Consider the following 9990-nt stretch of genomic DNA (forward strand, 5'->3'; position numbering starts at 1 on the left):
CTCCACGTCGGCCGGGTGGCGGTGGAGAAGAATATCGAGGCCTTTCTGGAGGCGCCCTGGACGGGATCGAAGGTGGTGGTGGGCGACGGCCCGGCCCGCGCGGCGCTGGAGGCGCGCTATCCGGCCGTGCATTTCTTCGGCGCCTTGCACGGCGAGGCGCTGGCCCGGGCCTATGCCGGCGCCGATGTGCTGGCCTTTCCGAGCCGGACCGACACCTTCGGGCTGGTGATTATCGAGGCGCTGGCCAGCGGCACGCCGGTGGCCGGCTATCCGGTGCCGGGGCCGCTCGATATTCTTGGCGAGGACGGGCTGGGGCGGATCGGCTATGGCGCCGGGGGCGAAGCGACGCTGGCCGGTAGACCCGTCGGTGCCGTCGATACCGATCTGGGGCGGGCGATGCAGGCGGCGTTGCGCTGTGACCGTGCCGATTGCGCCGCGTTCGGCGTCCGGTTCAGCTGGGATCATGCCTGTGACCAGTTCCTGTCCGCGCTGGCTGAAACCGACCTGCCGATTTCCGCGCTGGCGGCCTGATCCGGCACTTGCGACGCAGAAGCAGGCCCGTATAAGCGGGCTATGGCTGACACCGTTCGCGATCGTATCCGTTCAGGCTATGAGGATTTTACCGTAGCCGAGCGGATGATCGCCAATTGGTTGTCGGACAATCTGGACCGCGTGCCGTTCGAGACCGCCGCCTCCATCGGCGCGCGGCTGGGGGTGTCGGCGATGACGGTCGGGCGGTTCCTCAAGGCGCGCGGCTGGCATGGGCTGGCGGCGCTCAAGTCGGCGCTGCGCGACGATCTCAATGCGCCCTGGCTGCTGGCGCGCCCGCAGAGCCGTGATTCGCGGTTGCAGGCCGAGCATGCGGCCGTTGCCGACGTCTATGCGCTGGCGGCGACGCCGCTGTGGGGGGAGGTGGTCCGGCTGCTGGCGCATGCCCGCACGGTCCATGTCGCCGGATTTCAGACCGAGCGGGGGCTGGCGGCCGCCTTTGCCGATCATCTGACCTATGTCCGGCCTAGTGTGCGCAGCCACGAGACCGGCGCCGGCCGCTTTTCGGCGATGCTGGCGGAACTGGAGCCGTCGGACGTGCTCGTGCTCGTCGACATCCGGCGCTATTCGCGGCATTTTTTGATGCTGGCCGAGCGTGCGGTGGCGCAGAATGTGCCGCTCGTGGTCGTCACCGATCCCTATTGCCCCTGGGCGCGCGACCTGACGCCCTATTTCCTGACCGCCGAGGTCAGTCTTGGTCACTTCTGGGACATGAACAGCGCGCTGGGCAGCCTGCTCAACTTGCTGATCGACGACATTGTGCGCGATATCGGCGTCGCCGATGTGCATCAGCGGCTGTCGGTGCTGTCCGGGACCTATTCCGAGTTCATCGGCTTTTTGCCCGGAGGCAGCGCCCGCTGACTTACAATGCCGTGTCGGACAACAGGGTCGATGCGGGCTTCAGTAACGCCACGCCGATTTCGGTGCTGCTCGTGCCGGCGGTGGCGGGCAGGCTGGCCTTGTGGCGCCAACGGCGGATGGTGCCGTCCAGCGCTTCCCCGCTCTTGCCGGCGGTGCTCCAGATCTGGCTGAACGACGGGTCCTCGGAGCGGGGGCGGCGATCGGCCGGCAGCAGGTCGAGCCGAACGCGGACCGGCAGGGTGACCCCGTCGCCGCAGATGATGCACTCGCCCTTGCGCAGCGCCGGCAGCGCATCGAGGAAGCTGCGCCCGCCTTCCGGCATGGCGTTGCGGATGCACTGCTGATCACGGTCGTTGTTCATGCGCATGGTGATGATGGTGCCGCACTGGGACAGTGTGCCCTCGGCGAGATCGGACGGCCGCTGGCTGATCAGACCCAGCGAGACGCCGTATTTGCGCCCTTCCTTAGCGATCCGCTCGAGGCTGCGACGCACCGAGGCGCCGCTGAGGACGCGATCGGCCGGGATGTAGCGATGCGCTTCCTCGCAGACCAGCAGCACCGGCCGGTGGTCCTCGACGCGTGACCATATGGCGTGGTCCATGACGATGCGCGCTACCAGCGCCACCACCACCGAGACGATGTCGGTCGGCACGCCGGACAGGTCGATGATGGCGACGGGCTTGCCGTCATCCTCCATCCGCAGGATCCTTGCCAGGAAGCTCTTCATGCTGTCGGCAACCAGCGCGCGGTTGAACATGAAGGTGTAGCGATTGTCGCGCAGCACCTCGTTGATGCGGTTCTTCAGCCGCACATAGCGGCTCAGCTCGCTGACATTGTCGAGCTTGCCCATCTCCGCATCGAGCGCGACGAGGATCTCGGACATCATGTAGGGAACCGGGCTGTCCACCGAGATATTGACCGGCGCATCGGGGGCCAGGCTCTTGATCCTGGCCCTGGCCAGGCAGCGCGCCAGGATGGCCTTGTCCAGCTCGCGCTCCATGCCTTCGCTGGTGACGAAGACCTCGCAATGCTCTTCGAAATTCATCAGCCAATAGGGCAGGGCGAGGTTCTCGACATTGAAGACAATTCCGCGGCCGGCGAAGGACTGGGCATATTCCCCGTGCGGATCGATGACGACGATATGGCCATTGGGCGCCTGGTCGATGATGCGGTGCATGATCAGCGCCGCCGCATTGGACTTGCCCGATCCTGTCGAGCCCAGCAGCGCGAAATGGCGGGAGAGCAGCGCATCGATATCGAGCGCGGCCCGAACATTGGTGGTGGGATAGACATGGCCGATCTCGATCTGATCGGTTCCACCTTGTGAAAACAACGCTCGTAGGTCGGCATGGCTCATCGGCATGACGGCGTCGCCGGGACGCGGATAGACCCGGAGGCCGAGCCTGAACGCCTCGATCACCTCGCCCGGCCCGATCTCGCTCTCACCGAGCAGGTCGAGTTCGGCGATGACGTTTGCGGTGTCGGCCGGGTCCGGCCGGATCGCCAGAATGCTGCCGATCAGCCAATGATCACCGACCCTTATCTTCAGCTGGCCACCGACGTTGCCGGCCGCGGCGATGATCGGGTCCGAATGATCGACAAGGGCCGAGAGGGCATGCCTGTCCAGCCGGACCAGGGCGCCATTGAACCGGACATCGGCCACGCTGCCGACCGGGCTTCGCCCCGAGGGCGATAGATGGGCACTCAATCGAAAGGGCTGTGTCTGCATGCCGGGCTCGATCATCTGAAGGGGTGCTCCTTCAGTATATCTACGAGAGAAATGTTAATGAACAGTCGTATAAAATGTAAACTATGATCAGGTTGATTGAGCAGTTTGAGCATCAAGTTGAACAAATTGCGCATGATCTTCCTGCCACTCGGCGGGGAGCGGCGCTGTCACCGTCAGCGGGTCACGGTCGCTCATCGGGATTTCGAGCATCCGGGCGTGCAGCCGCATCAGCGGCCGCCCGGCGCTGCCCCTTATCGGACCATAGACGGGATCGTTCTCGATGGACGTGCCCAGGCAATTGGCATGGACCCGAAGCTGGTGGGTGCGGCCGGTCTCCGGCCTGAACTCGATCAGGCGAGCGGGGCGGTCGAGGATCCGCCACCGGGTGACGGCCCGCTTGCCGGCAGGATCGACGACCATCCGCCAGCCGGCCTCGGCGCTCGACACCTTTGCGAGCGGCGCGTCGATGGTGCCGCTGTCTTCCTCGGGCAGCGCGTCGAGCCGGGCCCAGTAGAGCTTGTGCACCAGCCGCTGCTCGAACAGCCCCGCCACGCGTCGGACCGAAGCCGGGGTAATGGCCAGCACCAGGCAGCCCGAGGTGTCTCGGTCCAGCCGGTGCATGATCGTCGGCAGTCGACGAATGCCGGCCCGATCGGCGATTGCGGGCAACAGCGCTTCGAGGCTGTGCGGCGTTCGCGGACCGGGGTGGACGGCAAGGCCCGCCGGCTTGTCGATGACCAGAAGGCGCTGGTCTTGATACAGGATCGGCACGGGCATGGCATCTATCTCTTTGTCGGGACTATAGTTTTACTGTCGAGGTTAAGCAATTTCGCCTGCCGCCGCTTCTTGGTGCACGGCGCCCCGTGGTCTGTTCCACGGGACCCGGGGAACCGAAGCGGGAGTTTGCATCATGACGGTTATCAATACCAATATTTCTGCCCTCACCGCCCAATCCGGGCAGCGAGCCGCCAACAAGAGCCTGATGTCGGCGATGGAACGTCTGTCGTCCGGCCTGCGTATCAACTCGGCCAAGGACGACGCCGCCGGCCTCGCCATTTCGCAGCGGATGACCGCCGAAGTGCGCGGCCTGCGCGTCGCCTCGCGCAACGCATCCGATGGCATCAGCCTGGCGCAGACCGCGGAAAGCGCCATGTCATCGGTGACCAACTCGCTGCAGCGCATGCGCGAGCTGGCGGTCCAGTCGGCCAACGGCATCTACAGCGGCTCGGATCGTGAAGCGCTGCAGGCCGAGGTCAAGCAGCTGATCGAGGAAATCGACACGGTGGCGACGCGCACCAACTTCAACGGCATCAAGCTGCTCGACGGTTCGGCGAAGAGCCTGTTGCTGCAGACCGGCAGCCGCGCCGGCGAGACCGTGGCGCTCAACATCGGCTCGGCCCGGGCGGGTGAACTCGGCACCGGCCGCACGCCGGCATTGACCGGCACCGGCGCCTTCGAGGCGACCGCCGCCAACCTGACTGCCAACCAGTCGATGCTGGCCGGCGACCTGGTGATCAACGGCGTCACCATCGGCTCCAGCTCGGCCGATGACGACAATGTCTCGTCCGGCGAGAAGTCGGCCTCGGCGATCGCCAAGGCGGCTGCGATCAACGCCTCGACGGCGCAGACTGGCGTGCGGGCGGAAGTCGGCAAGACGGTGATGACCGGGACGGCGATGACCGCCGGCGCTGCCACCGGCACGGTGACGATCAATGGCATCACCACCGCCACGATCAACACCACGGCCAATGCCACCGAAAGCCGCGAGCGGGTGGTGGCGGCAATCAACGCCATCGCCGGCCAGACCGGCGTGACCGCAATCGACACCTCCGACAACAATGGCGGCATCCGCCTCGAGGCTGCCGACGGCCGCAACATCATCGTCAGCCTCGATACGCTGACGGCGGCCCAGACCGGCGTCAAGGTCGGTGCCCAGTCCGGCACCGTGTCGCTGGTCGCCGAGAATGGCGGCGCGATCGAGATCGGCACCGCCGACAGCAGCACCGCCCGGATCAGCCGCTCCGGCTTCGCCGCCGGCACGTTCGAGCGCGGGGTCTCCACCGTCAATTCGGACAGCCGCGCCGTTGCCACCTCGGCGGTGACCGCGATCAGCCTCAATAATGGCGACCTGTCGATCAACGGCGTTTCGATCCGCGCCGCGACCCAGGGCGATGATACGGTGTCGTCGACGGCGGCACTGTCTTCGTCCAAATCGGCCAGCGCCATTGCCATCGCCGCGGCGGTCAATGCCTCCTCGGCGGACACCGGCGTGACCGCCAGCGCCAATGCGCTGACGCTCACCTCGACCACGACGGCGACGACGCTGACCGGTGCCGCCAGCCTCAACATCAATGGCGTGACCATCGATGTGACCGGCCTGGTTGCCGCCGAGTCCGCCCAGTCCCGCCGGGACAAGGTGGCCGAGGCGATCAACGGCTTCGCCGGCATGACCGGCGTGTCGGCCAAGGACAATGGCCTTGGCGGGCTCGAGCTGACGGCGGCCGATGGCCGCAACATCTCGGTCGCCAGCCTGACCGGCGGCGCCACGGCGGCCGAACTCGGCCTGGGCGGCACGACGGTCAAGGGTGCGGGCACGGCTTATGCGGTTACCGCCGTGGCCGATCTCTCGGACCTGACGACGGGCGCGGTCAACACCGCCTATGGCACGGTCAGCCTGAAATCGGCGAAGTCGATCGAGGTCGCGGCCGGCAGCCTTGGGTTCGGGACGACGTCGAACTTCACTGCGCTCGGCTTTGAGCAGAACAGCTATGGCACGGACAGTGGCGGGCTGAAGGTGAAGGACCTCGACATCAGCACCCAGCAGGGGGCGTCCGCGGCGCTCGATGCGATCGACGAAGCGCTTAAGACGGTCAACCTCGACCGTGCCAACCTCGGCGCGGCCCAGAACCGGCTCGAGGCGACGCTGCTGAACATCGAATCGAGCTCGAACAACCTGGTCGCCTCGCGGTCGCGCATCACCGATGCCGATTTCGCCAGCGAGACGACCGAGCTGTCGCGTTCGCAGGTGCTCGGCCAGGCGGCACAGGCGATGCTGGCGCAGGCCAATCAGGCCGGCCAGCAGGTGCTGCAGCTGCTGCGCTAAGGGTCATCGACGCTCCGGCGTCGGGACCAAGACAGGCAAGCGGGCGGAGCCGGGAAACCGGCTCCGCCTTTGCTTGCAATGAGCGGCGCGGCCGTCTATCGCGCAGGCCTCGCTGCAAGGCGAACGCGGATCGGTGGCCGAGTGGTCGAAGGCGCACGCCTGGAAAGTGTGTAGGGGTCTAAAGCTCCTCGAGGGTTCGAATCCCTCCCGATCCGCCATGTACCCCCCTTGATAGTCTCCAGAACCGGGTGAACGCCGCAACTGGCGGAGGTTGCGGGCCTTTGCGGCTCGATTTCACCGTTGGCTGCGGTTGTCGCGCGGCAATTGCCGCGCAGTTGTCTGCCTCTGCCTCGGGCCGCACCGAGATGTTACTCAGGCCGTGTGTCGTCAACAGCTCCGACCGCCTCTTGAGGACCTGCTCCACCGTGACGTTCGCGCTGCCGGCAAAGCGCAGGATCGCGGCGTTCGGCGTCAGCGTCTGGCCCAGCGCCTTCGCCTGGAGGCCAAGCTGCTGGAGGGCGCTCCTGGTCGCCACCGCCACGGTGCCGAGCCAGGCCTCGTCCTCCTCCTCCGCTGCGGGACGAGGGCGGGCGATGCTGCGGTTCAGGCGGATGCACACGCTGCAGAAGTTCAGCTCGGTGCATGCCTCGGTCCATAACCACTTCAACAGCAAACGCCATCTCATCAGCCGCCAGGACTACAAGACCCAGCGTTCCGCGGCTTTTGCGGAGTGGCGGGCAGTCATGAGCTAGAGCCAGGGCGGTTTGGGGATAGCTCCGTCCGGCGGAGACGAGTTGCAGTTGGACTGACAGCACCTGCTGCGGCGATGGGCCGTGAGCGAGATCGACGGGTGCCCGGAAATAAAGGCGTCTGCCCGCCCAAATGCGGCAGCTTGGGGGGGGTCTGCCGTCAGCTTCGACCCACGGCGCTTTTCAGGGAAAGAAACCTCGCAAGTCGGGTGTTGAACCATTCTGGTTGCTCGAGCATCACGGCATGGCCCGTGGCAGGCACCTGCTCGATCTCGGCACCGGGAATTGCGGTGGCAACTGCAATTTGATGGTGCAGCGGGACGGGGCGATCTTCCTCGCCCGCAATGACGAGCACCGGCACCCCGATTTGCGCCAGTTCGCCCTGCACCGATCTCCTTAGTGCAGAAGCCGCCGCGGCGCGGACGATGGACTTCGGCAGCGCATCGACCACCGATCGCCAGCGGGCAACCAATGTGGCGCGCGCCGGATCGGCCAAGACCGAACGGCCAAACAGGATCTGCATCATGCGCGGCGCGACCGGGCGGACCCCGGCCAGCGTGACCAGCGCGATCATTGCGGCATAGGCCGGCATCTTGCGCCAGCTTTCGGCATCCGCGCTGACCCCGACCAGCGTCAGCGAGCGCACCAGCGCGGGATGGCGGGCACCGAGCCGGAGCGCGATGAACGCGCCCATCGAGAAGCCAACCACATGCGCGCCATCGGGGGCAAGCAGACGGAGCAGTGCGGCGGCATCCTCTGCCAGCGAATCGAGCCCCAGCCCCTTCTTGGCATGCTTGGAGCGGCCTTGGCCGCGAAGGTCATAGGTGATCACCCGGCGCGTCTGGGCGAAGCGGTCCCGCTGCGCCTCCCAACTTTCACTTGGGAGCATCAGGCCGTGGATGAACAGGATCGTTTCAGGGCCAGCGCCCGTCTCCTCATAGTGGAGACGGGCGCCGCGGATGGTGATGTCGGGCATGGAGAGGTCTTTCAGACCGGAGGGGTTCAGAAGGAGAAGAAGATGCCGACACCGCCGCTCAGCTGATCGGCGCTGCCACCCTTGGCGACGACAGGGCTGTCGGCGAAGTCGCCGAGGAGGCGACGATAGCCGGCATTGACGGCAAATCCCCAATTGTCACCGATGCGGTAGCTGGCCGTCAGCTGCGCGCCGACATCCTTGAGCCCGCCCTTGGCATCGAAGGCGGCAAGGCCGCTGGCCAGACCACCGGCCGGGGTGACCGTGAAATAGGTCGCCGCATAGTCGTCATTGGCATAGCTCGCGCCGACATCTGCCATCAGGCTCAGGCGTTCGCCGACAGCGAGGTGTAGGTGGCGTTCGCGCTGATCACGAGGCCGTCATGCACGTTGCTGACGTCATGCACGCCCTGAACGCCGAGGCGCAGCTTGTCCTTGCCGCCAATGTCGAAGTTTACGGCCCCGAACAGGCCGACCTCATAGGCGTCATCGATGGTGCCAAGCCGTGCAACGGCACGGTCCTTGATCGCGTCATCGCGGCCAAAGGTGAATGCAGCGACCGGGCCGAACTCGAAGGTCTGGCTGTTCAGGATGTTGGCGCGAATGGCCGGGCCTTCGACCGCGATATAACGCTCGCCGAGGAACAATTTGCCATCGACCAGTGGAAAGATGCGATGGTCGTCGGCGCCTTCATAGTCGGGCACGGCGGCAACGCCGATCGTGGTGTAACCGGAAATTTCATCGGTCTTGGCGGGCTTGTCCTGTGCCACCGCGATGGCCGGCGTGAACAACAGGGCGCCGATGACGGCGGAGCGGATCAGTTCGTTCTTCATGGTCGTTTTCCTTGGATGGCGCGACGGCGTGAAAAGAGGACCGGCACGGGCCGTCGCGGCCGCGCGGGAGCGGGTGAACAATCGGTGTTGTGGTGGTGTCAGGCGCGTCGCAGCAGCAGCATGCCGGTTGCGATCAGCCAGCCGGTCAGCGCGAGGAAGCCTGCGATCGTGCCAATGGCAAACAGGCTACCATCCTGCCCGGCGGCAAGCATAAGCCCCTCCCCGGTGCCGAATATGAGCAGCGCACCGGTAGCCAGACCCAACATGGCAATGCCGCGCTGGCGTTCACGATGCTGGAGCAGCGCGAGCAGGGCAGCGAACAATGCCGTTAGCAGCTGGCCGAGATGTTCGCCGATGGCGACCCCGCCATAAGCGTTGATCAGCGCGAAGGTGTGAATCGCGGCCTCGGCTGCGGCAGGCTGATCGCTGGCGGCGGCGCGGGCGAGATCGGGGACGACAAAGACCCAGCGCACGAGGCCGATGGCCTGGGTCAGCCCGGCCATCGCGCCGGCGAGCGCCGCGCCAATGGCAAGCGCCGGGCGTGTGGTCAGCCGGGCGGGTGTGATCGCCAGCCCCGTCGCCAGTGGCACCAGCGCCAGCGCCGCCAGCGCGAAGGCATACCAGGTGACCAGCAGCCCGATTCCCCCCTCGGCAAAGCGCGTCAGCACTTCGGCTGCGGGTTCGCGCAGGATCGCCGGATAATCGAAGATCGAGGCGAGCACGGCATAGGGCACGTTGAACAACACGGCGAGCGCGATAGTGGCCGTTCCCAGCCATGAGGACCGGGAGCTCATGACGCGCGCGCCATTTGTGCGAGGCGGCGATCCGTGCCGGTGAGCCATCCCGCAAAGCGCAGCAGGCCGAGCGCGGCGCGCTGGAGCGCGCGGGGCAGGCCCGGCATGACGAGGTTGCCACGGTGCAGAAGTTCCGCCAGCGCCCGCGGATCGTTTGGCATCCCGGCAGCATCGGTCTCGCCCGCAGCGGCGAGCGCATACATGCCGCGCAGGAAGGTCTCGAGCCCCTCGCCCGGATCGGCGGTGGTGACGAACACCACCGGCGCATCGGCCGGGTTGCGGAAGCCGTGTGGCGTCCCCGGAGCGATGGCGATGGTGTCGCCGCGGGCGAGCAGCCGGGTCTGGCCGTTACCCAGTTCGACCGCCAGCACGCCTTCTTCGACCGCGAAGGTCTCGGTCG

11 protein-coding genes and 1 tRNA gene are annotated in these 9990 nt (G+C 66.4%); 4 read left to right on the forward strand and 8 right to left on the reverse strand.

Annotated elements, in window-relative coordinates; all coding sequences use genetic code 11:
* Together ACTIFJ_RS13925 and ACTIFJ_RS13930 are read left to right on the forward strand one after the other, a co-directional pair.
* Positions 1-531 (forward strand): glycosyltransferase (locus ACTIFJ_RS13925; RefSeq protein WP_439534713.1); only part of this gene is annotated, 531 nt, incomplete at its 5' end.
* Between the two features lie 42 nt (positions 532-573).
* Entirely contained in the window at positions 574-1410 is an 837-nt protein-coding gene (locus ACTIFJ_RS13930) for a MurR/RpiR family transcriptional regulator (RefSeq protein WP_439534714.1), read from the forward strand.
* 1 nt (position 1411) lies between these two features.
* On the opposite strand, the gene ACTIFJ_RS13935 is transcribed toward ACTIFJ_RS13930, so the two are convergent.
* A complete protein-coding gene (locus ACTIFJ_RS13935) occupies positions 1412-3154 on the reverse strand; it encodes an ATP-binding protein (protein WP_439534715.1) in 1743 nt (580 codons plus the stop codon).
* A 72-nt stretch (positions 3155-3226) separates the two neighbouring features.
* Positions 3227-3916 carry an RluA family pseudouridine synthase gene (locus ACTIFJ_RS13940; protein ID WP_439534716.1) on the reverse strand — a complete coding sequence of 230 codons (690 nt, stop codon included), beginning with the start codon at positions 3914-3916 and terminating at the stop codon, positions 3227-3229.
* A 133-nt stretch (positions 3917-4049) separates the two neighbouring features.
* Between ACTIFJ_RS13940 and ACTIFJ_RS13945 the strand changes: the two genes are divergently transcribed.
* Positions 4050-6242 (forward strand): flagellin N-terminal helical domain-containing protein, encoded by a 2193-nt coding sequence (locus ACTIFJ_RS13945; RefSeq protein WP_439534717.1) that lies wholly within the window; start codon positions 4050-4052, stop codon positions 6240-6242.
* Positions 6243-6369: 127 nt separating this feature from the next.
* Positions 6370-6460 (forward strand) — tRNA-Ser (locus tag ACTIFJ_RS13950).
* Here ACTIFJ_RS13950 and ACTIFJ_RS13955 read toward each other — a convergent pair.
* The 6 genes from ACTIFJ_RS13955 to ACTIFJ_RS13980 all read right to left on the reverse strand — a co-directional run.
* Entirely contained in the window at positions 6421-6927 is a 507-nt protein-coding gene (locus ACTIFJ_RS13955) for a hypothetical protein (protein WP_439534718.1), read from the reverse strand. The two genes, ACTIFJ_RS13950 and ACTIFJ_RS13955, sit on opposite strands and share 40 nt — an antisense overlap.
* A 224-nt stretch (positions 6928-7151) precedes the next feature.
* The gene (locus ACTIFJ_RS13960; RefSeq protein WP_439534719.1) at positions 7152-7967 is read right to left on the reverse strand and encodes an alpha/beta fold hydrolase; all 816 of its coding nucleotides are present in this window, start codon (positions 7965-7967) and stop codon (positions 7152-7154) included.
* A 26-nt stretch (positions 7968-7993) separates the two neighbouring features.
* The gene (locus ACTIFJ_RS13965; protein ID WP_439534720.1) at positions 7994-8284 is read right to left on the reverse strand and encodes a MipA/OmpV family protein; all 291 of its coding nucleotides are present in this window, start codon (positions 8282-8284) and stop codon (positions 7994-7996) included.
* Positions 8285-8289: 5 nt separating this feature from the next.
* Entirely contained in the window at positions 8290-8796 is a 507-nt protein-coding gene (locus tag ACTIFJ_RS13970) for a MipA/OmpV family protein (RefSeq protein WP_439534721.1), read from the reverse strand.
* A gap of 98 nt (positions 8797-8894) precedes the next feature.
* The gene (locus ACTIFJ_RS13975; RefSeq protein WP_439534722.1) at positions 8895-9590 is read right to left on the reverse strand and encodes a DUF4386 family protein; all 696 of its coding nucleotides are present in this window, start codon (positions 9588-9590) and stop codon (positions 8895-8897) included.
* A partial coding sequence (locus ACTIFJ_RS13980; protein WP_439534723.1) for a cupin domain-containing protein occupies positions 9587-9990 on the reverse strand: 404 nt, incomplete at its 5' end. The genes ACTIFJ_RS13975 and ACTIFJ_RS13980, both read right to left, overlap by 4 nt.

Source organism: Polymorphobacter sp. (genome assembly GCF_051860865.1).
GTDB lineage: Bacteria > Pseudomonadota > Alphaproteobacteria > Sphingomonadales > Sphingomonadaceae > Sandarakinorhabdus.

Bases quoted from the DNA above. Each gene is read 5' to 3' on its own strand.
- ACTIFJ_RS13930 (WP_439534714.1), top strand. From the start codon at position 574: ATGGCTGACACCGTTCGCGATCGTATCCGTTCAGGCTATGAGGATTTT.
- ACTIFJ_RS13935 (WP_439534715.1), bottom strand. From the start codon at position 3,154: ATGATCGAGCCCGGCATGCAGACACAGCCCTTTCGATTGAGTGCCCAT.
- ACTIFJ_RS13940 (WP_439534716.1), bottom strand. From the start codon at position 3,916: ATGCCCGTGCCGATCCTGTATCAAGACCAGCGCCTTCTGGTCATCGAC.
- ACTIFJ_RS13945 (WP_439534717.1), top strand. From the start codon at position 4,050: ATGACGGTTATCAATACCAATATTTCTGCCCTCACCGCCCAATCCGGG.
- ACTIFJ_RS13955 (WP_439534718.1), bottom strand. From the start codon at position 6,927: ATGAGATGGCGTTTGCTGTTGAAGTGGTTATGGACCGAGGCATGCACC.
- ACTIFJ_RS13960 (WP_439534719.1), bottom strand. From the start codon at position 7,967: ATGCCCGACATCACCATCCGCGGCGCCCGTCTCCACTATGAGGAGACG.
- ACTIFJ_RS13965 (WP_439534720.1), bottom strand. From the start codon at position 8,284: ATGGCAGATGTCGGCGCGAGCTATGCCAATGACGACTATGCGGCGACC.
- ACTIFJ_RS13970 (WP_439534721.1), bottom strand. From the start codon at position 8,796: ATGAAGAACGAACTGATCCGCTCCGCCGTCATCGGCGCCCTGTTGTTC.
- ACTIFJ_RS13975 (WP_439534722.1), bottom strand. From the start codon at position 9,590: ATGAGCTCCCGGTCCTCATGGCTGGGAACGGCCACTATCGCGCTCGCC.